General features: G+C 74.0%; 19 protein-coding genes and 1 pseudogene. 12 read left to right on the top strand and 8 right to left on the bottom strand.

Annotation, left to right across the window (positions count from 1 at the left end; genetic code table 11):
* Positions 1-4 precede the first annotated feature (4 nt).
* Positions 5-655 (bottom strand): guanylate kinase, encoded by a 651-nt coding sequence (gene gmk, locus ABD067_RS18810; protein WP_343896910.1) that lies wholly within the window; start codon positions 653-655, stop codon positions 5-7.
* Positions 652-1551, bottom strand: coding sequence for a YicC/YloC family endoribonuclease (locus tag ABD067_RS18805; protein WP_343896909.1), 900 nt, complete (start codon positions 1549-1551; stop codon positions 652-654). Before ABD067_RS18805 ends, gmk begins: the two co-directional genes overlap by 4 nt.
* Positions 1552-1593: 42 nt before the next feature.
* On the opposite strand from ABD067_RS18805, the gene ABD067_RS18800 reads away from it, so the two are divergent.
* Entirely contained in the window at positions 1594-2391 is a 798-nt protein-coding gene (locus ABD067_RS18800) for an SDR family NAD(P)-dependent oxidoreductase (RefSeq protein ID WP_343896908.1), read from the top strand.
* A gap of 61 nt (positions 2392-2452) precedes the next feature.
* Here the strand turns inward: ABD067_RS18800 and ABD067_RS18795 are convergent, their stop codons facing one another.
* Positions 2453-2710, bottom strand: coding sequence for a hypothetical protein (locus ABD067_RS18795; RefSeq protein WP_343896907.1), 258 nt, complete (start codon positions 2708-2710; stop codon positions 2453-2455).
* Between the two features lie 100 nt (positions 2711-2810).
* Here ABD067_RS18795 and ABD067_RS18790 point away from each other — a divergent pair, with 100 nt between their 5' ends.
* Positions 2811-5321 (top strand): ABC transporter permease, encoded by a 2511-nt coding sequence (locus ABD067_RS18790; protein ID WP_343896906.1) that lies wholly within the window; start codon positions 2811-2813, stop codon positions 5319-5321.
* 18 nt (positions 5322-5339) lie between these two features.
* On the opposite strand, the gene ABD067_RS18785 is transcribed toward ABD067_RS18790, so the two are convergent.
* Entirely contained in the window at positions 5340-6893 is a 1554-nt protein-coding gene (locus ABD067_RS18785; protein ID WP_343896905.1) for a calcium-binding protein, read from the bottom strand.
* Between the two features lie 340 nt (positions 6894-7233).
* Between ABD067_RS18785 and ABD067_RS18780 the strand changes: the two genes are divergently transcribed.
* Positions 7234-8028, top strand: coding sequence for a Bax inhibitor-1/YccA family protein (locus ABD067_RS18780; protein WP_343896903.1), 795 nt, complete (start codon positions 7234-7236; stop codon positions 8026-8028).
* Between the two features lie 81 nt (positions 8029-8109).
* Here the strand turns inward: ABD067_RS18780 and ABD067_RS18775 are convergent, their stop codons facing one another.
* From ABD067_RS18775 to ABD067_RS18765, 3 genes are read right to left on the bottom strand one after another with little or no spacing between them, the layout of a single operon-like run.
* Positions 8110-8526, bottom strand: a complete 417-nt coding sequence (locus tag ABD067_RS18775; protein WP_343896901.1) for a tellurite resistance TerB family protein — start codon at positions 8524-8526, stop codon at positions 8110-8112.
* A 50-nt stretch (positions 8527-8576) separates the two neighbouring features.
* The gene (locus ABD067_RS18770; RefSeq protein WP_343896900.1) at positions 8577-11438 is read right to left on the bottom strand and encodes an ATP-dependent DNA helicase; all 2862 of its coding nucleotides are present in this window, start codon (positions 11436-11438) and stop codon (positions 8577-8579) included.
* A 58-nt stretch (positions 11439-11496) separates the two neighbouring features.
* Positions 11497-12243 carry a carbonic anhydrase gene (locus tag ABD067_RS18765; protein WP_343896899.1) on the bottom strand — a complete coding sequence of 249 codons (747 nt, stop codon included), beginning with the start codon at positions 12241-12243 and terminating at the stop codon, positions 11497-11499.
* A 368-nt stretch (positions 12244-12611) separates the two neighbouring features.
* Here ABD067_RS18765 and ABD067_RS18760 point away from each other — a divergent pair, with 368 nt between their 5' ends.
* From ABD067_RS18760 to ABD067_RS18750, 4 genes and pseudogenes are all read left to right on the top strand, one after another.
* The gene (locus tag ABD067_RS18760; protein ID WP_408871575.1) at positions 12612-14243 is read left to right on the top strand and encodes a lysine--tRNA ligase; all 1632 of its coding nucleotides are present in this window, start codon (positions 12612-12614) and stop codon (positions 14241-14243) included.
* Positions 14243-15121 (top strand): annotated as a pseudogene (locus ABD067_RS26480) (lysylphosphatidylglycerol synthase domain-containing protein); the annotation flags it as partial. The gene ABD067_RS18760 and the pseudogene ABD067_RS26480, both read left to right, overlap by 1 nt.
* Before the next feature lie 156 nt (positions 15122-15277).
* Positions 15278-16228 (top strand): phosphatidylglycerol lysyltransferase domain-containing protein, encoded by a 951-nt coding sequence (locus tag ABD067_RS26475; protein WP_408871576.1) that lies wholly within the window; start codon positions 15278-15280, stop codon positions 16226-16228.
* A gap of 120 nt (positions 16229-16348) precedes the next feature.
* Positions 16349-16903 (top strand): lipocalin-like domain-containing protein, encoded by a 555-nt coding sequence (locus ABD067_RS18750; RefSeq protein WP_343896896.1) that lies wholly within the window; start codon positions 16349-16351, stop codon positions 16901-16903.
* Positions 16904-16955: 52 nt separating this feature from the next.
* Here ABD067_RS18750 and ABD067_RS18745 read toward each other — a convergent pair whose 3' ends face one another.
* On the bottom strand, positions 16956-17630 hold the full coding sequence (locus ABD067_RS18745) for a S24 family peptidase (protein ID WP_343896895.1): 675 nt from the start codon (positions 17628-17630) through the stop codon (positions 16956-16958).
* A gap of 128 nt (positions 17631-17758) precedes the next feature.
* On the opposite strand from ABD067_RS18745, the gene ABD067_RS18740 reads away from it, so the two are divergent.
* From ABD067_RS18740 to ABD067_RS18720, 5 genes are all read left to right on the top strand, one after another.
* Positions 17759-18193 (top strand): hypothetical protein, encoded by a 435-nt coding sequence (locus tag ABD067_RS18740; protein ID WP_343896894.1) that lies wholly within the window; start codon positions 17759-17761, stop codon positions 18191-18193.
* Complete coding sequence (locus ABD067_RS18735) at positions 18190-18654, top strand: hypothetical protein (protein WP_343896893.1); 465 nt, start codon at positions 18190-18192, stop codon at positions 18652-18654. The genes ABD067_RS18740 and ABD067_RS18735 overlap by 4 nt, the downstream gene beginning before the upstream one ends.
* Before the next feature lie 141 nt (positions 18655-18795).
* Positions 18796-19035, top strand: coding sequence for a hypothetical protein (locus ABD067_RS18730; protein ID WP_343896892.1), 240 nt, complete (start codon positions 18796-18798; stop codon positions 19033-19035).
* 4 nt (positions 19036-19039) lie between these two features.
* Positions 19040-20476 (top strand): portal protein, encoded by a 1437-nt coding sequence (locus ABD067_RS18725; RefSeq protein WP_343896891.1) that lies wholly within the window; start codon positions 19040-19042, stop codon positions 20474-20476.
* Positions 20469-21209: a capsid assembly protein gene (locus ABD067_RS18720; RefSeq protein ID WP_343896890.1), complete on the top strand. Its 741-nt coding sequence runs from the start codon at positions 20469-20471 to the stop codon at positions 21207-21209. The genes ABD067_RS18725 and ABD067_RS18720 overlap by 8 nt, the downstream gene beginning before the upstream one ends.
* Positions 21210-21367: the final 158 nt, after the last annotated feature.

The raw sequence follows: 21367 nt of genomic DNA, 5'->3' as shown, positions 1-21367 counted from the left end.
GCCGTCAGCCGCCGCCGTCGCCCAGCAGCCCCGCCACGAAGCCGGCCAACCAGGGTTGCCGCTCCCGCCGCGTCCGCGCCGCGCGCAGGATGGCCCGCACCTCCGCCACCGTTTCGTCGAAGTCGCGGTTGACCAGCACGTGGCCGAAGTCGGTCCAGCGCGAGATCTCGCCGCGCGCCGCGGCCATGCGCCGGGCGATCTCGGGTTCCGGGTCCTGGCCGCGCGCACGCAGGCGCCGCTCCAACTCCGCCATACCGGGCGGCAGGAGGAACACGCCCTCCACGTCGCCGGGCAGCCGCTCGCGCAGTTGCAGGTGGCCCTGCCAGTCGATGTCGAACAGCACGTCCCGCCCGGCGGCCAGCGCCGCTTCCACCGGGGCGCGCGGGGTGCCGTAGCGGCGGCCGAACACCTCGGCGTGCTCCAGCATCTCGCCCGCGTCCACCATGGCCTGGAACCCGGCCGCGTCCCGGAAGTGGTAGTGGACGCCGTCCGCCTCGCCGGGGCGCGGCGCGCGGGTGGTGGCGCTGACGGAGAGGGACAGCTCCGGCTCGGCGGCCAGCAACGCGCGGGAGACGGAGGACTTGCCGGCGCCGGAGGGCGCCGCGACCACCAGGCAGACGCCGCGCCGCGAAATGGCTCCCTCGGGCGCTGTCACTCGACGTTCGCCGCCTGCTCGCGCAGCCGCTCGATCGCCGCCTTGAGGTCGAGGCCGACCCGGGTCAGCGCGACGGACGCGGATTTGGAGCAGAGCGTGTTGGCCTCGCGCATGAACTCCTGGACCAGGAAGTCCAGCTTGCGGCCGACGCCCTCGCCGGCGCGCAGCATCGTCCGCGCCGCGTCGATGTGGGCGCCGAGGCGGTCCAGCTCCTCACGCACGTCGGAGCGCTGGGCCAGGATGGCCACCTCTTGCGCCAGCCGCTCCTCCGGCACCCGCGCCGCCCCGTTCCCCCCGAGCAGGGCCGCCACCTGCTCCGTGAAGCGCGCGCGCTGCGCCTCCGGCTGCCCGGCCGCTTCGCGCCCCGCGGCCTCGTGCAAGGCGCCGATCTCGTCCAACAGCGCCGACAGGACACCGTGCAGCGCCGCCCCCTCGGCCCGCCGCGCCGCGACCAGCCCGTCCAGCGCGCGGGCGAACGCGGCGGCCAACTCGGCGCGCCGCGCCTCCTCCGCCGCCTCGTCGGCCTCCGGCGCCTCGGCGCGCATCACGCCGGGCAGGGCGAGCAGCGCCTCCGCCCGCGGCGGCGCGGCGCCGGGGATGCGGGCGGCCAGGGCCTGCGCGATCTCCAGCAGCTGGTCGAGCGCGGCGGCGTCCGGCACCAGGCGCGGCCGCTCCTCACGCTTGAGGGACAGGTTCGCGGAGACGTTGCCGCGCTTGAGCCGCTTGCCGGCCGCCTCGCGCAGGAGGGGCTCCAGCGCGTCCTGGCCCGGGGGCAGCCTCAATCGCAGGTCGAGGCCGCGGCCGTTGACGCTGCGGAGTTCCCAGACGAAAGCCGTGCCGTCGGCCAGGGCGCCGCCCTCGCGGGCGAAGCCGGTCATGCTCATAAGGGTGCCCATGCGGCGCGGGTTGTCCCGCGCGCCGGGTCGGAGTGCAAGCTTATGGAATCGTCGTACCCGTGGCGGAGCGTCCTCATCACCGGCGCCTCCTCCGGCATCGGCCGGGCGCTGGCGGAGGCGGTCGCCGCGCCCGGCGTGGCGCTGCACCTGTCCGGCCGGGACGCGGCGCGCTTGGGCGAGGTGGAGGCGTCCTGCGCGGCGCGCGGCGCCGACGTGCGGCCGCGGGTGCTCGACGTGCGCGACCAGGAGGCGATGCGCGGCTGGATCGCGTCGGCCGGCCCGCTCGACCTCGTCATCGCCAACGCGGGCGTCTCCGCCGGCACCGGCGGCCGGACCGAAGCGCCCGCCCAGGCGCGCGCGGTGTTCGACACCAACCTCGGCGGCGTGCTCAACACGGTGCTGCCGGCCCTGGAGGCGATGGCCGCGCAGCCGCCGGGGCCGGACGGCCTGCGCGGGCGCGTCGCGGTGATCGCCTCCGTCGCCGCCTTCATCGGCGTCGGCGGGGCGCCCTCCTATTGCGCCAGCAAGGCCGCGGTGCAGTCCTGGGCCGAGGCGCTGGACATGTCCGAGCGGCGCCGGGGCATCCGCCTCCACGCGGTCTGCCCCGGCTACGTCCGCACCGCCATGACGCTGGGCAACCGTTTTCCCATGCCGATGGTGATCGGCGCCGAGGACGCGGCGCGGCGGACGCTCACCGGCATCTCCCGCGGCAAGACGCGGATCGCCTACCCCTTCCTCGTCTACGCGGCGGCGCGGGCGGTGGGCGCGCTGCCGCCGGGGCTGCGGGCGGCGATCTTCAACCGCTTGCCGGCGAAGGGGGCCGCCCCGGACCTGCGCTGACCGGCGTCCGCCCGCCGGCCCTTGGATCGCCGCCGGGGCGCATCACTTGTAGCGCTGCGCGTCAGCGCGCCCGCGCCGCCTGGTTCTGCCAGTGCTGTTGCAAGCGTTGTTGCGACCAGTTCTCGGTGCGCGGCTTGTGGGACTCGCTGCGGCGGTGATGGCTGTAGGGGCGATGGTGGTAACCGGGCGAGCTGTAATGGCCGCTCCCGCCACCGTAGCTGTAGGGGCCGTCCGATGGCGGCAAGCCGCAGCCGGTCAGGGCCATCCCCAACGCCGCCAGCACCGGAACAGGGCGCGGCGTCCGCGTCTCGCGTGGCATGGTCTCCCCCTCGTGCTTCCCGGGGGACCGGGGCAGGGTGGAGGCTGCAGGGGAAACTTGTCCGAACGGCGGTCACAACGGGGCGTGTCGGAGGTCTGATTTGGGCATCGGGGATCGGCTCGCGCTCGGCTTCAGGCTGGCGCGGCGGGAATTGCGTGGCGGGGTTCGGTCCCTGCGGATCGTCCTGGCCTGCCTGGCGCTCGGCGTCGCCGCCATCGCCGCGGTGGGGACGCTGCGCGCCGGCATAGCGGCGGGGCTGGCGGCCGACGGCGCCCGCATCCTCGGCGGCGACGTCGAACTCCGCACCGGCGCCCGGCCGGCGACCACCGAGGCGCTGGACTGGATCGCGGCGCGCGGCGGGCAGGTGTCGGCCATCGTCACCATGCGCTCCATGCTGGTCTCCGCCGCCTCGGGCGAGCGGCTGCTGGTGGAGCTGAAGGCGGTGGACGGGGCCTATCCGCTCTATGGCGACCTCGTGTTGGACCCGCCGAAGCCGCTCCCCTCCGACGGCGTGGCGCTCGACCCGCTGGTGGCGGAACGCCTTGGCCTTGCCGCGGGCGACGAGGTCCGCGTCGGCGAGGCGCGGCTGCGCGTGGCCGGGCTGGTGGCGGCGGAGCCGGACAAGGTCGCCACACCGGCCATCTTCGGCCCGCGCGCCCTCGTCACCCTGGACGCGCTCGCGGCGACGCGGCTCCTCCAGCCTGGCAGCCTGGTGCAGCACGACTACCGCGTGCGGCTGCCGCCGGGCGCTTCGGCGCGGCGCTTCGCGGCGGATCTGCAATCCGCCTTCTCCGCCGAGGGCTGGCGCGTCCGCACGGCGGGCGAGGCCGAGCCGGGGGTGAACCGCTTCCTCGACCGCGCCGCCTCCTTCCTGACGCTCGCCAGCCTGACGGCCTTGCTGGTGGGCGGCATCGGCGTGGCCACGGGTGTCCGCGGCTGGCTGGACGCGCGGTCGCGCTCCATCGCGACGCTCCGCTGCCTCGGCGCCTCCTCAGGCACCGTGTTCCTGACCTACCTCATCCAGGTGATGGCATTGGCCGTGCTGGGCGTCGCCGTCGGCTTGGTGGCCGGGTACGGCCTGACCTGGGCGGCGGCGGGCGCGCTGGCGGACAGCCTGCCGGTGCCGCCGCGCCTGGGCTTCTACCCGGCGCCGCTGGCGATGGCGGCGCTGTACGGGCTGCTGACGGCGCTTGCCTTCGCCCTGTGGCCGCTGGGCCGCGCCGCGCGCATCTCCGGCGCGGCGCTGTTCCGCGACGTGGTGCAGCCGGCCGGCGCCATCCCCGGCCGCGGCGTGCTGGCGGCCAACGCCGCGGCCGCCCTGGCCCTGGTGGCGCTGATCGTCCTCACGGCCGGGGAGCGGGCCTTCGCCCTCGGCTTCTGCGGCGCCGTGGTGGGCTCCCTGCTGCTGTTCCGCTTCGGCGCGTCCGGCCTGATGGCGGCGGCGAGGCGGCTCGGGCACCTGCGGCGGCCGGCGCTGCGGCTGGGCTTGGCGAACCTGCACCGGCCGGGCACGCCGGCGCCCCTGCTGGTGGTTTCCCTCGGCGTCGGCCTGACCACGCTCGTCGCCATCGCCCAGATCGAGGGCAACCTGAAGCGGCAACTGGCGGGCGAACTGCCGTCCCGCGCGCCGAACTTCTACTTCATCGACATCCAGGCCGACCAGGCGGCGCGCTTCGACCGGGTCGCCGGCGGCCTTCCCGGCGTGGAAGAGGTGCGCCGCGTGCCGAGCCTCCGCGCCCGCGTCGTTTCGGTGAAGGGTGTGCCGGCGGAGCAGGTGCAGACCACGCCGGAGACGGCCTGGGCGCTCCGCGGCGACCGCGGCCTGACCTACGCAGCCAAGCCGCCGGCCGGGTCGCGGATCGTCGCCGGCGAGTGGTGGCCGGAGGACTACCGCGGCCCGCCGCTGCTCTCCTTCGAGGCCGGGGTGGCCGCCGGCTGGAACGTGGGCGTGGGCGATGCCATCACCGTCAACGTGCTGGGCCGGGACGTCGAACTGCGGATCGCCAATTTGCGGCAGGTGGACTGGCGGGGCCTGGGCATGAACTTCACCATGGTCGCGTCCCCCGGCCTCCTGGAAGCGGCGCCGCACACGCACATCGCCACCGTCCGCGGCGACCCGGCGCGCGACGCCGCCGTCCTGCGCGGCATCACCGACGCCTTCCCCAACGTCTCCGGCGTCCGCGTCCGGGATGCGCTGGAGGCGATCTCGGCCCTGCTCGGCCGCGTGGGCGTCGCCTTGTCGGCCACCGGGAGCGTCACCCTGCTGGCCGGGCTCCTGGTGCTGGGCGGCGCTGTGGCGGCCGGGCAGCGGCAGCGGGTGCGCGACGCGGTGGTGCTGAAGACGGTGGGCGCCACGCGGGCGCAGATCCGCGCCGCTTGGCTGGTGGAGTACGCGCTGATCGGGTTGGTGGCCGGCGCCCTGGCCGCCGTGGCCGGGGCGGTCGCCGCCTGGGCGGTGGTGCGCTTCGTGATGCGCGCCGAGTGGGTGCTCCTGCCGGGCACGCTGGCCCTCACCGTGGTCGGCTGCGCGGCGTTGACGCTGGCTTGCGGCCAGATCGGCACCGCGCTGGCGTTGCGGGCGCGCCCGGGGCCGCTGCTCAGGAACGAGTAGCGGCCCCGGAGCCCCGGATCAGACGAACACGAAGTCGTTCGCCGAGAAGCCGATGGCCTGGAAGTCCTCCAGCGTGGTCGCGTCGGTGAAGCGCGCGATGGAGGTGGCCGTGTCGGGGGCGGAGACCACCAGCAGGCTGCCGGTGTTCACCGTGGTGTTGAAGTAGAGGACGAAGTCGCCCGCGTCCTCGCCCTGCGCCGCCCGCACCGCGTCGGCGCCGCTGGCGAAGCCCTGGTCGGTGAGCACGACCACCCGCTCGCCGTTGGAGCCGGACGCGGCGCCGCTGTAGAAGCTCTCCGCCGCGCCGCCGGCCACGCCGCCGCTGCCGTCGGCGAAGTTCGCCCCGGCCGCGTCCTCGCCGAGCCCGGCCACGTCGAAGGCGAGCGTGTCCGAAGCGGCGGCGAAGTCGGTGATGGAGGCGAAGGCCGGCGAGGTCCCTGCGGCGGCCGGCGACAGCGGGTTGCTGAACCGGAAGCCGAAGGTGTCCATGCCGGAGCCGCTGGTGGCGGTGTCGAGGCCGTCGCCGATCCAGAGCTGGTCGTCCCCGGCGCCGCCGTTGAGCCGGTCAGCGGCGAGATCGGCGCCGCGCTCGGTTTCCGGACCGGAATCACCGTACAGCACGTCGTCGCCGGCGCCGCCTAGTAGGATGTCGGCCCCGGTGCCGCCGTAGAGTGCGTCGTTCCCGGCGTCGCCATAGAGCGCGTCGGCGCCCGCCTCGCCGAACAGGCCGTCGTTGCCCTTGCCGCCACGGAGCAGGTCGTCGCCCACGTCGCCGAGCAGGTCGTCCTCGCCGTCGTCGCCGCAGAGGGTGTCGTCGCCCCGGCCCCCCTCCAGCGTGTCGGCGCCGTCGCCGCCGTGGAGTTCGGAGCCCACGGCCTCGAACTCGGCGGACGCGGCCGGCAGCACCAGCTTGTAGCCTTCGGTGCCGTCTACCTCGCCCGGCGTCCCGGCGCCCTTGGAGCCGTCCACGGAAAGGCCGTGGATGACGTACTCGCGCAGGTCGAAGGGCGCGAGGTCATCGGCGCCGAAGCCCATCCCGAAGCCGCCGGCTTGGGAAAGGTCGTAGGTCTCCTCGAAATTCACCTTGCCGCCCGGCGCCGTCGGGAAGCCGGACGCGTCCGCGCCCTGCGGCGAGGTCAGGTTGAAGAGCACCGGCCCGTAGCTCGGGATGCCCTCGGCCAGTTCGACGAAGCCGTCGCCGTCCGTGTCGAACGCTTCGCCCGGGACGTTGGACTCCCGCGCTTCGCCGTCCTCGCCGACCCGGCCGTGGATGTGCTGGATGTGGGTCTGGTCCGCTTCGAGGCCCTCGGCCTCCACCCGCGCCGTCATGCGGTCGCCCTGCCGCGCCAACTCGACGTGGCCGCCGACGCCGGAGTTGTTCAGCGCCTGGAGGTCGGCCCGGAAGATCTCGCCGGCCCGGAGCACGTCGGCGCCGTTGGAGCCTTTCTGCTCGCGGTCGAAGGAGACGGCCTCTCGACGCTCGCCGTTGTAACCGTGGTCGCCGCCCTGGCCGTGGTGCTCCGCCCCGGAACCATGGTCGTGCGGCATGCCGTGGTGGTCGTGATTATCCATTAAGCGCGTCTCCAACGGATCGAGATGATCCAAGGGGCTTACGGACCCCATCGGAGAACGGACGCAGCTGTCGCGTTCCTGTTATCAAAATTTTGCTACATCATTATTATGTCGAGTACTTATCGATCGACTGGGCAGCACGGCATCGTCTGTCGCATCGTTGCAAAGTTCTTGGTGCGCCTGCCGCCGCTTGGCCGCGATGCGCCGCGGAGCATCAGGGCTGGCTACGACGTGCGAATGGTTGAAACCAGAGCACGCACCGATTCCACTTGTTCAACCTTAAGCGTCGTCCATATATCATTGCCCTGGGGATGTCCCCCTGCAGGGAGTTTTCCGACAAATGGCCGTTGGTCCCGACTATCGATACACGACGGGTGCGCCAGGCTGGGGTCGCGTTGCGACCGCCGACGCGGCCGCCGTCGATGCCGGGCTCCGGGCATACATGCTCCGGGTCTACAACTGGATGGCCTCCGGGCTGCTGCTCACCGGCATCGTGGCGCTCGCCGTGGTGACGGTGCCGGCGATCCAGGAGCTGTTCTACGCGGCCCGGACGCTGCCGAATGGCCGCGTGGTGATGCAGCCGACGATCCTGTTCTGGGTCGCCGCGCTGTCGCCGCTCGCCTTCGTGCTGGTGCTCAGCTTCGGCTACAACCGCCTGAGTAAGAGCACGGCGCAGGCGTTGTTCTGGGCGTTCTGCGTGTGCATGGGCGCGAGCCTCAGCAACCTCGCGTTCCGCTACACTGGCGCCTCCATCGCCAGCACCTTCTTCATCACGGCCGGCATGTACGCGGCGGTGAGCCTCTACGGCTACACCACCAAGGCCGACCTGACGCGGATGGGCAGCTTCCTGCTGATGGGCCTGATCGGCCTCATCCTCGCGGGCATCGTCAACATCTTCCTGGCGAGTTCGGCGCTGCAGTTCGCGATCAGCGTCATCGGCGTGCTCGTGTTCCTCGGCCTGACCGCTTACGACACGCAGCGGATCAAGGCCGACTACATTGAGCACTCCTACGCCGAGGGCACGGAAGAGGCCGGCAAGCGCAGCGTGATGGACGCGCTGGGCCTGTACCTCAACTTCATCAACCTGTTCCAGTTCCTGTTGCAGCTCGTGGGCGTGCGGCAGAGCAGCGAGTGACCCGGTAGGGCGCCGCTGCGGCGAATGGAGGCCCCGGGGTGAACCCGGGGCCTTTTTCTTTGGCGCCGTCGCCGCGCGGCGTCAGATGACCTGGTAGCGGGCCCGCGCCGCGCGCTCGATGGCGCCGGCGATCAGGCGGTCGATGTCGAGCGCGATGCGGAAGTCCTGGAGGAACTGCAACTCCTCCTGCGTCAGGTCGCCGTCGGCCGCGCCGACCTCGCAGGCCAGTAGGTAGGCCGTCTCCCGCAGCCGTGGCGGCAGGGCGTCCCGGATGATGGTGCAGGCCGCGTCGAGGCCGTCCGTCTGCTCCAGCAGGGAAAGGCAGGTCTCGGTGACGTTGCCGATCTCGCTCGGGTGGAAGTCGCTGAACACCGGCAGTTCTTGCACCAGCCGCGACATCATGCCGAGTTCGGCGTCCGACATCTGGCGGTCGGCGGCCGCCATCAGCACCATGGCGCAGACCAGCGCCTCCTGCGGCTTGAAGCGGGGGTGGAGCATGGAACCTTCCTTTCCGCCCTTCCGTCGCGCGCCAGCGGGGCGGCGTCAACTCAGGGTGTCGTGCGCTCGGGCGCGGGGGCGAGGAAGCGCCGCGTTTCCGCCACCGCCTCCGCCAGCCCGGCCCGCTGGACCTCCACCCCCTCCGGCAGCCCGGCCAGCAACCGGCTCGGGCAGGAGCGGTCGAGCAGCACGAAGACGCCGCGGTCGTCCGCACGCCGGATCAGCCGGCCGAAGGCCTGCCGCAGCCGGTGCCGCGCCAGGGCGTCGTCGTAGGCCTTGGGCTCGCCGCCCGAGAGGTGGACGCGCCGCTCCCGGTGCAGGATGGACGGGCGGGGCCAGGGCACCCGGTCGAAGACCAGGAGGCGGAGCGAGCGGCCGGGCACGTCCACCCCGTCCCGCATGGCGTCCGTGCCGAGCAGGCAGGCGTTCTCCTCCGCCCGGAAGACGTCCACCAGCGTGGCGTTGTCCATCGCGTCCACGTGCTGGGCGTAGAGCGGGATGCCCGACGCCTCCAGCCCCGGCGCCATGCGGTGGTAGCTCTCGCGCAGCCGCCGGATGGCGGTGAACAGCCCCAGGCCGCCGCCGCCCGCCGCCTCGAACAGCGCCGCCATCGCGGCGGCGACCTGCGGCGTGCGCGCCTTGTCCACGTCCGTGACCACGAAAGCGCGGGTGCGGGCGGCGTAGTCGAAGGGGGAGGGCACGGCGGCGCGGATCGCGGGCGCGGGCAGGTGCGTCGCGCCGACCCGCGCCTCGGCCGCCGCCCACTCCTCCTCCGTGTCGGCGCCCAGGCCGGCGTCGCGCAAGGTGGCGGAGGTGATGAGCAGCCCGTGCGCCGGCGCGGCGACGACCAACGCGAAGGGCGCGGTGGGGTCGAGCCAGTGCCGGTGCATCCCGGCGTCCACCTCCCGCCCGTCCCGGCGGCCCACCGCGAGCCAGTCTACGAAGTCCCGCCGCTCGCCCGGCGCGGGCGGCGCTTCGCGGAGCGCGCGCAGCATCGCCTGCCACGCGCGCAGGGGCACCAGGGCGCGGTTCTCGATGCCCTTGGCCGCCGTTTCCAGCCGGATGCGGTCGCCGGTGTCCAGCTCGTCGACCTCGTCGCCCTCCAACCGCGCCTGGAGGCGGTCGCGCAGCGTCGCCAGCGGCTCCTCCAGCCGCTTCAAGGCGCGCTCCAGCGCTTCGCCCACATCGGACAGCCCGGGGTTGAGCGGGTGCAGGTCGCATTCGACGTCGTAGAGGCCCTCCTCCCCGTCCGTCCGGGCGAGGACCTGCCGGCGGACGGCGCGCAGGAACGCTTCGGTCGGATTCGCGCGCTTGGCGACGGCCGCCTCGCCGTCCGGCTCCGCCTCCGGAGCGGGAGGCTCCCCTTCGCCCAGCCGCGTCGTCCAGCCGAGGCCGGGGAGGGCGCGGGCGGCGAGGAGGGCGGCGTCCATGGGAGGCACCAGTTCCGGCATCTCGCCAGCCGCCAGCTCCTCGATCCGCCGTCGCAGGCCCCGCGCGCGGCTGCGCCCGCCTTCGGCGCCGAGCAGCCAGCGGCGCAGCTCCGCCGCCTCCGCCCCGGTCAGCGCGGCGGAGAAGGCCGCGTCGGCGGCGTCGAACAGGTGGTGGCCCTCGTCGAACACGTAGCGCACCGGGCGGCCGTCTTCCCCGCCGCCCCGCGCCGCCTGCACCATGACCAACGCGTGGTTCGCCACCACCAGGGTCGCGCCGCGGGCGCGGCGGATGGAGTGCTCCACGTAGCACTGCTTGTACCGGGGACAGGCGGAGCGGATGCACTCGCCCCTCCGGTCGGCCAGCGGGTAGACCGCGGCCGGCCCGTACAGCTCGGCGATCCAGCCGGGGAAGTCGCCGCCGAGCAGGTCGCCGTCGCGCGTCGCCAACGCCCAGCGCGCCACCAAGCCGAGCGGCACGGCGAAGCGCGGGTCGCCCGCCCGGCCCAGCACCTCCTCCAGATTCAGGAGGCAAAGGTAGTTCTCGCGCCCCTTGCGCACCACCACGCGGCGCCGGCGCTCGTCGGGCTCCGGGTAGAGGCGGCCCAGTTCCTGGTCGATCTGCCGTTGCAGGTTGCGGGTGTAGGTGGCTATCCAGACCGGCGCGCCGTTGCGCTCGGCCCAGAGGCTGGCGGGCGCGATGTAGCCCAGCGTCTTGCCGGTGCCCGTGCCGGCCTCCGCCAGCACCAAGTGCGGCGCGCCGCTCGCCTCGCGCGGGGCGAAGGCGGCCGCGGCGGCGGAGGCGTAGTCGGCCTGCTGCGGGCGCTGTTCGGCGGACTGGCCCAGAATCTGCGCGAGCCTCGTCCGCGCCTCGGCCGGCGCCACGGGGAAGGCCGCCGGCGGCAGGGGCGGCCCTTGGTCCTCCCAGTCCGGCAGCCGGCGCCACACCTTCAGCGCATCGGTCGATGGGCTCGCGTTCGGCGCGCCGAGGGCCGCCAGCACGGAGGGCGCCCATGGCCAAGCGGCCGCGTCCGCGAGCTTGGCCGCCAACGCCGCCGCGTCGCGGTTCAAGGGCGCTTTGCGCGTCTCCGAAAGGCGGCGCAGCACCGCCGCCGCCATCTCCGGCAGCAGCGCGGCGGCGGCCGCGTCGTCGCGCGGCGGCTCCAGGTCCAGCGCCGCCGCCAAGCCGCGCGGCGTCGGCGCCGCGGCCTGGGCCGGCAGGCAGAAGGCGAACAGCTCCAACAGGTCGAAGGCGTCGTCGAAGCGCGGCAGGTCGAGCCGCCGCGCCGTCGCCGGGGCGTGGACGAGCAGCGGCGGCGGCAGGTCGCGCAGCGCCGCGTGCAGGTCCGACGCGGACAGCGCGAGCAGCTCGCCGTCCGGTGTCAGCAGCGTGCCGCGCCCGTAGCCGGCGACGAGGGCCGGCGCTTCCGGGAGCAGAAGCCGCGCGGGGGAGGAGGGGGCACCGCTGCGGGCGCGGGGGGGCATCGGGCGCTAGGATAAGGCGCCGAGGCCCGCGCCGTCGAACCCCGGCCGGCAGCCCTTCTCAGCCGTCGAAGAACTCCACGTCGCCGTCGTCGAGGTCGTAGGTCGCCGGGACGATCTTGAGCTTGCCGGCCCGCACCGCGTCCTGGATCAACGCGCTTTGCGCGCCGAGCCGGGTGGCGACGCGCTTGGCGTTGGCGACGACCGCGTTGTGGAGCGGGTCGCCCCCCGTCGCGCGCCGCGCCTCCAAGACCGCCGGCACGATGGGCTGGATCATCTCGCCGATGACGCCGGGGAAGGCGGTGTTCTTCTCCACGAGGTCCACCGCCGCCGCGACCGCCCCGCACCTCTCGTGCCCGAGCACCACGATCAAGGGGCAGCCCAGCACGCCGACGCCGTACTCGACGCTGCCGAGCGCGGCGGTGTCCACCGTGTTGCCGGCGTTGCGGACGATGAACAACTCGCCCAAGCCCCGGCCGAACAGCAGTTCCGGCGGCACCCGGCTGTCGGAGCAGCCGACCAGCACGCAGAAGGGCGCTTGGCCGCGCGCCAGCTCCACGCGCCGCTCGCGGCCCTGCACGCCGCGGAACGGCGCGTCCGTGCGGTAATTGTCGTTGCCTTCCTTCAGCAGTTGCAGCGCTTGGCCCGGCGTGAGCGTGGTCCGCGCCACCGGGTCGGCGGCCCGGGCCGCCGGGGGCGCGGCGATCCTGGCCGCCGCGCAGCCGAGCCCCAGGGCGGCGGCCGCCCCGAAGAAGGCCCGCCGGCCGGGATCGGCGGCGTGGTTCCGGCCGCACTCGCAAAGCTGCATCCGTCGCTCCCCATCGAAGCGGCGCGGAATTCCTGCCGCGCCCGATAGGGAGCGATACCCACCGAAGGCTGCGGCGTCCACCCGTGCTCCGCCGTCCGCGTCTCCGCTCGGGTGGCTTGTCGGGACGGGCGCCGGCCTTCGAGGGGCCGCGCCGCGTTCGCCCGCAGCTCGCCTTCGTTCTCCGAGGAGCCGGCGCGGCGGCTGGGGCCATGAACCGGCGGCGCCCTCCGGCGCTAGGCGTGTGCGGGCCGCGCCGTTGCGGCAACGGCGGTTGTGCCCGACAGTCCTCGCCCGGCCGCGACCCCTCGCAACGCCGGAGCCGGTCCTTCCGCCGCCGACCACAACCCTCTACGTATCGCCAAACGAGGATGAGCACGCAGTTGACACAAGCCTTGCCGGGCGTGCCCAAGGGGTGGCCGTTCGAGGAGGCGGCCAAGGTCGCCGATCGCCTGCGCGCGTCCGGGAAGGGCGAAGCGCTGTTCGAGACCGGCTACGGCCCCTCCGGCCTGCCGCACATCGGCACCTTCGGCGAGGTCGCGCGCACGACCTGGGTGCGGAACGCCTTCAAGCGCCTGACCGGCCTGCCCTCCCGCCTGCTCGCCTTCAGCGACGACATGGACGGGCTGCGGAAGGTGCCGGACAACGTCCCGAACAAGGAGATGCTGGCTTCCCACCTCGGCAAGCCTCTGACCGCCATCCCCGACCCGTTCGGCACGCACCCGAGCTTCGGGGCGCACAACAACGCCCGGCTGCGCGCCTTCCTCGACGCCTTCGGCTTCGATTACGAGTTCGCCTCCGCCACCGACTACTACCGCGCCGGCCGGTTCGACGCGGCGCTGCTGCGCATGGCGGAGCGCCACGGGGCGGTGCTGGACGTGATCCGGCCGACGCTGGGACCGGAGCGCCGCGCGACCTACTCGCCCTTCCTGCCGGTCCACCCGCGCACCGGCGTCGTCATGCAAGTGCCGATGGAGGAGGTGCGCCCGGCGGACGACCTGCTGGTCTGGCGCGACCCGGAAAGCGGCGAGCGCCACGGCACGCGCATCACCGGCGGCCACTGCAAGGCGCAGTGGAAGGCCGACTGGGCGCTGCGCTGGTTCGCGCTCGGCGTCGATTACGAGATGTCCGGCAAGGATCTGATCGACAGCGTGAAGCTCTCCTCGCAGGTCTGCCGCGTCCTGGGCGGCGAGCCGCCGGTGGGCTTCACCTACGAGCTGTTCCTGGACGAAGGCGGGCAGAAGATCAGCAAGAGCAAGGGCAACGGCCTCACCATCGAGGAGTGGCTGCGCTACGCCCCGCCCGAGTCGCTGGCCCAGTTCATGTACCCCGCGCCGCAGCGCGCGAAGCGCCTCTTCTTCGACGTGATCCCGCGCGCGGTGGACGACTACCAAGCCAACCTGGAGCGTCTGCGCGCCGCGCCGGAGCCCGCCAACCCCGCGTGGCACATCCACGACGGCCGTGTGCCGAACGTCGCCCCGAGCCCGGTGCCCTTCTCCTTGCTGCTGAACCTCGTTTCCGTGCTCGGCTCCGACGACCCGGAGCACCTGCTCGGCTACGTGCGCCGCTACGCGCCCGAGGCGGCGACCGCCGATCCGGGGCGCGACCACTTGCCCGCGCTCTGCCGGCACGCGGTCAACTACTACAAGGACTTCGTCGAACCCCGGAAGGAGCGCCGCGCCCCGACGCCGGCGGAGGCCGAAGCGCTGCGGGCCCTGATGGCCGCGCTGCGCGAACGCACCGGCGACCTCGAAGCCCTGCCCCCGGACGACCGCGCGCGGGCCATCCAGGACCTCGTCTACGACGCCGGCCGCCGCGAACCCTTCCTGTCCGAAGGCAAGGACGGGGGCCGGCCGGGCGTGTCGCGCGCCTGGTTCAACGCGTTGTACCAAGTGCTGCTCGGCCAGCCGGAAGGGCCGCGCTTCGGCAGCTTCGTCGCCCTCTACGGCATCCCGGGCACCATAGGCCTGATCGAGACCGCGCTGGCGCGCGAGGCGGTCTGATGGCGGGAGCGGCGGCTTCGCTCCGCCGGCACGGCGCGGCGGTGTTCGGCGTCGCGCTGCTGGTCGGCGCCGTCTACGTGGTGCAGAAGGAGTTCCGCCACCTCTCGGTGGCCGACATCCGCGCCGCCATGGCGGCCCTGCCGGTCAGCGCGCTCTGGATCGCGGCGGGCCTCACCGTCGTCGCCTACCTGGTGCTGACGATCTACGACAAGCTTGGCGCCATCTACGCCGGGCGCCGCGTCTCCTGGCCCAGGACCATGGTGGCCTCCTTCTGCGGCTACGCGCTCGCGCACAACCTCGGCTTCGCGGCGGTTTCGGGCGCGGCGGTGCGGTACCGCCTCTACTCCGCCTGGGGGCTGACGCCGCTTGAGATCGCCAAGGTCGTCGGCTTCACCTCCCTCACCTTCGGCCTCGGTGGCTTGGCGCTGGGCGGCCTCGTGCTGCTGGTCGAGCCGGAGGTGGTGCCCTGGTTCGGCGAGCACCTGCCGCATTGGGCGCTGCGGCTCCTCGTGGTGCCGTTTTGGGGCGCGGTGCTGGGCTACGTCGTGCTGAGCCTCTTCGTGCGGCGCGTGCGCGTCTTCAAGTACGACATCGACCTGCCGGGGCCGCGCATGGCGCTGGCGCAGACGGCGCTCGCCACCGTGGACGTGGCGGTGACGGCGGCCATCTTCTACGCCCTGCTCCCCGCCGCCGAAGGGCTGACCTTCCTGCGCTTCGTGGGCATCTACCTCGCCGCCTACGCGGCCGGCATCCTGGCGCACGTGCCCGGGGGCCTGGGCGTCTTCGACGGCGCCATCATGCTCGGCCTCCAGCCCTACATGCCGGCGGCGGAGGTGGTGGGCGCGCTGCTGGTGTTCCGCCTCTACTACTACATCGTGCCGCTCTTCATCGCCGGCGGCCTCTTCGCCGGCTTCGAGGTCGGCCAGCGCCGAGGCGTGCTCGCGCGCGTCACCGCCCTCGGGCGCGGGACGGAGGCGCTGGAGGTGCCGGCCATCGCCTCGCTCGTCGCCCTCGCCGGCGCGCTGCTGCTCTTCATGGGCGCGCTGCCGGTCCGCGGCACGGACGCGGAGGCTTGGCTCGGCCGGGCGGCCGCGCTCGCGTCGCACTTCGCCGCGTCCGTGGTGGGCTCGCTGCTGCTGGTGATGGCCTACGGCCTGCTGCGGCGCCTTTCCATCGCGTGGTGGGGCTCGCTGCTGCTGCTGCTCAACGCCGCCGTGGTCGTCTGGGCGCGCGGCGAGAGCTGGTGGCTCTGGGGCGCGGTGCTGCTGACGGCGGCGCTGCTGGCCGCCCTACGGGGCGCCTTCTACCGCGACGCGCGCCTCACCCGCGAGCCGCTCTCGGACCAGGCGCTGGTGCCGCTGGCGGCGGTCGCCGTGTGCGGCATCTCGCTCGCGCTGGTCGCCTACAGCGGCGGCCCGTTCTCGGACGAGAGCTGGTGGGAGGTCGTGCTGTCGAGGGAAGCGCCCTGGTCGCTCCGCTTCACGGTGGGCCTCACCGGCGTCTTGCTGCTGGTCGGCGTGGTCCGGCTGCTGCGGCCCGCGCGCCTCGGGGTGGTCGGCTGGGACGACGGGGCGCGGCGGCGCTTGCGGGCGCTCGGCGCGCTGGCGCCGGTGCAGGCCGACGGCGCCGTGTTCGGCCAGGAGCAGCGGGCGGGCTTCGCCTTCCTCAAGCGCGACCGCATCTGGCTCGCCCTCGGCGACCCGGCGGGCGACCGCCAGGACGCCATCTCCGCCATCTGGCGCTTCCGCGACGCGTGCGAGCGCGCGGGCGTGGACCCGGCCTTTTGGCGCGTCGGCCCCGACCTGCTGCGCGTCTACGAGGACATCGGCCTGACCGCGGTGCCGTTGGCGGCGCCCGGCGAGGAGGCCAAGCACTTCCTGGCGTGCCGTGCGGAGCGCGACCTCCAGGCGCTGCGCCAGCTCCTGCCACCCGCCTTGCAGCGGGAACTGCCGCCCGGACGGAAGGCGGCCGTGGAAGCGACGTGAGGCCGCTCGACATCGAGGAGATCCCTCCCCCCGCGGACGGCGCCGCTCCGTGACGCGGATCACGCCCCGACCGTGCGGAACCTGTTAGAATCCGCTCTCCCCCAGCGGGAGAAGGCAGCCATGACCAAGCATCGGCTTCGTTCCCGGCCGTCGGCGCTGGCAGCGGCGACGGCGGCGGCAGTCGCCTCGCTGTGCTCCGCCCACGCCGCCAAGGCCGACGACCTCAAGCGCGCCGATGTCGTCGGGACGTGGAGGCTGGTTTCCGTCGAGACCCTGAGGCCGAATGGCGAGGTGAGCCACGAGTGGATGGGGCGGAACCCGCTCGGGCTGATCATCTACGACGCGACGGGCCGCATGGCGGTGCAGATCATGCGCGACCCGCGGCCGACCTTCGCGCCCGGCCGCCTGTGCTGCATCCCCGAGCGGACCGCCACCCCGGACGAGATCGGCGCCGCGTACATGGGCTATTACGCCTACTTCGGCACCTATGAGGTGGACGAGCGGGATGGCGCCGTCATCCACCGCGTGCAGGCGAGCCTGTGGCCGCAAGAGGTGGAGCGGAACTACCGGCGCCGGGCCGAAGTGTCCGGCGACCGGCTGACCCTGACGACGCCGCGGTTCCAGTGGGCGGGAGAGCAGCGCGCCAACCGCCTGACATGGGAGCGCGCGAGGTAAAGGCCGCGCGCTAGGCCTGCCGGCCGCCGGTGCCGCGCCCTTCAGCGGGCCGTCACTGGCTCGCCCAGACGATGCGGTGCATCCAGGAGATCTCGGACAGGTCGAAGCTGTGGTCCGGGTGCGCCGGGTTGAGGCTGAGCAGGTCGATCCTCCGCGCCGACTGGCGCTTGAGCTGCTTCGCCATCACCTCGCCCTTGGCGGTGCGCACCACCACGCGGTCGCCGCGGCGGATCGCGGTGCCGGGCGAGACGATGACGATGTCGCCGTCGCGGAACACCGGCTCCATGCTCTCGCCGGAGATCTCCAGGGCGTAGGCGTTCTGGTCGCCCACCTCGGGCACCGAGATCTCGTCCCAGCCTCCCCCCACGGGGTACCCGCCGTCGCCGAAGTAGCCTTCGCCGCCCGCTTGGGCGAAGCCGATCAGCGGTATGCGCCGCGGCGGGGCGCGGTCCGCATGGGGCGCGCCCTCGTCGCCGCGGCGCGAAAGGCCGCCGCCGGGCGCGCCCGTGACGAGCGATGCGAAGACCTCGAAGTTCGTGCCGGTGGCCGCGAGCACCTTGGCCACGCTCTCGGTGGAAGGCCATCGCGCGCGGCCGTCGCTGCCGATCCGCTTGGACGGGTTGAAGGCGGTGGCGTCGAGCCCAGCGCGGCGCGCGAGGCCGGACGCCGACAAGCCGTTCTCAGCCGCCAGGGCGTCGATGGCTCGCCAGATGTCGTCGTGCCGCATGGGGATAACATCCTAGGTCTTGGTTCGGAGTGCAATAGGTGGATTTTCCTTAAAATGCGCTTGAGATGCTCGCATTCCAGGGATTATGTTCTCTCGATGTTCTCACTTTCCCGAGAGGAACATACACTATGACAACGGCCGTTCGTTTTGGATATACCCCTGTTTCGCGCGCCGCCAACGCCGCCGAGCCGTTCCGCAGCGCCGAGGACGCGTGGTTCTGGACGATGGCGGCGCTGGTCGCCCGCCGAGACGGGGCGCGCATCGTGTCCGGCGCCGGCCGCGTGCAACGGCCTTGCGAGCCCGACGACGTGGTCCGTTGCCTCGACCGTTTGTACCGCCAGCGCCGGATCGACCTGCAGCACGCGCGCATCCTGGGCATTTGGGGCGAGCGGCAGGCCGCGCCCGACCCGCGCGCCCCGCGCGAGCGCGGCGACGCCCGCCTGTGGCGCGAAGCCATGCGGCGCCTGGACTGGCCGCTGCGCGCCAAAGGCATCGTGGCGGGCGTCCCGCCGGCGCCGGTCGGAGGCGCCAATGTCATCGCCTTCCCGGGCGGCGGCGCGTGACGGCCGGCGCGCCCCGCCCCGCGCACCGCCGCGCCGCCGCGGAAGCGGCGCAACGCGCGTTCATCGTGTTCGGCGGCGGCGGCGAGCTGCCGTGGCTGCGGCCGCTCCGCCGGGGCTTCCGCCACTGCTTCGCGGCGCTGGAGGACGCGGGCGGCTGGACGGTGCTCGACCCGTTGTCGGGCCGCTTGGTGGTGGCGCGGCTCGACGGCCTGCCGCCCGGCTTCGACCTGCCGGGCTTCTACCGCCGCGCCGGCCTCGCCGTGCTCGGCCCCTTCCGGCCGGGCGGGCCGCGCCGGAGTCTGCTGCCGCCGTTCGCGCCTTTTTCCTGCGTGTCGCTTTGCCGCGCCGTGCTCGGGGCCGGCGCGCCCTTCGCCATGACCCCCTTCGGCCTTTTTCGCGCCCTCGCGCGGCGCGGCGATGACAGGAAAATATTCTTGACACCTGGCGCTCCGCCCGCGTAGAACTCCCCTCGCCAACGGGCGAACTGCGCCCGCTGGCCGATCCCTCCCCCGACCCACCGAACGGGCCCGGCTCCTCTACCAGAGGGCCGGGCCCGCGGCGTTTCGGGCCGGTTTTCCCCGCCAAAGCCAGAGGTGAAGCGCATGGGTGGCCTGTTCAGCGCCCCGAAGCCGAAGATCGTCGCCGCGCCAGAGCCCGCGCCCGCCGCAGCGCCCGTCGTGGCCGCCGCGCCGGAAGCCGCGGCGCAGGCCGCCGGCGAGGAGGCGCGGGCCGAGAACCGCGCCCGCGCCGCCCACGGCATCGCCGGCACCGTCGCCACCTCCTCGCGCGGCGTGCTGGAGCAACTGCCCGGCCTCGCGCGCAAGTCGCTGTTGGGGCAGTGAAGCGATGACCGACCCCGCCGCCATCGCCGCCCGCCACGCCGCCGCGCTGGAGAAGCGCCGCGCGCTCGAACCCGTCTGGCGCGCCTGCTACGACCACGCGCTGCCGCCGCCCGCCGGCGGCCCCGCGCTGTTCGACGCCACCGCCGCCGACGCCGCCGAACAGCTCGCCGCTTCGCTGCTGGCCGAACTGACGCCGCCCTGGTCGCGCTGGTTCGGCTTGGCGCCCGCGCGCCCCGTCGCCGACACCGAAGCCGGCCGCGCCGCCGCCGAGGCGCTGGAGGACGCGGCGGCGGTCCTGCAAGGCCACTTCGACCGCTCCAACTTCGCCATCGAGATGCACCAGGCCTTCCTCGACCTGGTGGTGGCCGGCACCGGCCTCCTGCTGGTGGAGGAGGCGCCGCTCGGCGAGCCGTCGGCCTTCCGATTCACCGCCGTCCCGCTCCGCGACGCGGTGCTGGAGGAGGGGCCGTCCGGCCGCCTCGACACCGTGTACCGCACGGCGCTCCTCACCGTGGCGGGCATCCGGCGCCGCTACCCGTCGGCGGAGCTGCCGCCCGCGCTGCTCAAGCCCGACGCCGCCGACGCCAAGCACCCGGTGCTGGAAGCCGTCTGGCCCGACCGCGCCGGCACCCGCTACGCCGCGCTGCTCACCGCCGAGCCGGACCGGCCCGTCCTGCTCGCCGAAGGCCGCTTCGCCGAGTCGCCCTGCGTCGCCTTCCGCTGGCTGAAGGCGCCGGGCGAGACCTACGGCCGCGGCCCGGTGATGAAGGCGCTGCCCGACATCCGCACCGCCAACACGGTGGTGGAGATGGTGCTGAAGAACGCCTCCATCGCCGTCACCGGCATCTGGCAGGCGGAGGACGACGGGGTGCTGAACCCCGCCACCGTCCGCCTCGTGCCCGGCTCCATCATCCCGAAGGCGCCCGGCAGCGCCGGCCTCACGCCGCTGGCGGCGCCCGGCAACTTCGACATCTCGCAACTGGTGCTGAACGACCTCCGCGCCCGCATCCGCGCCTCCATGCTCGCCGACCGCCTCGGCCCGCTGCAGGACGCCAAGATGACGGCGACGGAGGTGCTGGAGCGCGGCGCCCAGACGGCCCGCCTGCTCGGCGCCACCTACGGCCGCCTGCAAGCCGAGCTGCTGACGCCGCTGGTCACGCGCTGCCTCGGCATCCTCCGCCGGCGCGGCGAGGTTCCGCCCTTGCTGCTCGACGGGCGCGAGGCGGCGCTCCGCTACGAGAGCCCGCTCGCCCGTGTGCAGGGCCGCGCCGACGCCGCCAACACGCTGCTGTTCCTGCAATCCGTGAACGCCCTCGGCGGCGCCGCGGCGGCGCAGGTGGACGCCGCCGCCGCCACGCGCTGGCTCGCCCGCACCCTCGGCGCCCCCGCCGAGGTGCTGGTCCCCCTCTCCTCCAACCCGGAGCAAGCCCCGAATGGCTGAGAACCTGCTGCAAGACACGCCGCCGCCGCCCGCCGACGCGAAGGCGCGGCCGGCGGACGTCCCGGAGAAGTTCTGGGACGCCGAGGCGGGCGCGCTCCGCGTGGACGCCCTGCTCAAGTCCTACCGCGAGCTGGAGCGCCGCCTCTCCCAGCGCGCCGCGCCGCCCTCGGACGACGCCGGGCCGGAAGACCTGCTGCGCTTCCGCCAATCCATGGGCATCCCCGAGACGCCCTGCGCCTACAGCATCAACGAGCCGCACGAGCTGTGCCGCGCCGACGAGGGCGTCAACCAGCGCCTCCACGCCGCGCACTTCTCCAACGCCCAGGCGCAGCTCGTCTACGACCTCGCCGCCGAGCGCCTGGTGCCGCTGATCGCCGAGGCCGCCGCGCAGTTCGAGGCCGACCGCCAGCGCGAGCGCCTGTGCTCGCACTTCGGCGGCGAGGACCGCTTCCGCCAGGTGGCGGCGCAGCTCTCCGCCTGGGGCCGCGCCAAGCTCCCTGAGCCCGTGTACGAGGCGCTGGCCAGCACCGCGGAGGGCGTGCTCGCGCTGGAGCAGATGATGCGGAAGGAAGAACCGGGCCTCTCCCGCGACTCCGCCCCGCCCGCCCGCGAGAGCGAAGCGGAGCTGCGCGCCATGATGCGCGACCCGCGCTACTGGCGCTCCCGCGAGCCCGAGTTCGTCCGCCGCGTTTCCGAAGGCTTCCGCCGCTTGGTGGGCACCGCCGGCGGCTGAAACCCGCGGCGGGGCTGTGAAGCGCGCGGCGTAGTCTCCCCCTCCCGCGCGCTCGCCCCGCCGCAGCGCGGCTCCCCGCCCGACAACGCGAGCAAGCAGGCCGCCGCCGACCGCCACCCCCGGTCGGCGGAACGGCGCCGCGCGCCCGCGCGCGGGGA

The organism is Craurococcus roseus, assembly GCF_039523795.1.
In the GTDB taxonomy this organism is placed as follows: domain Bacteria; phylum Pseudomonadota; class Alphaproteobacteria; order Acetobacterales; family Acetobacteraceae; genus Craurococcus; species Craurococcus roseus.
This window is presented reverse-complemented; position numbering and strand designations above follow the sequence as displayed.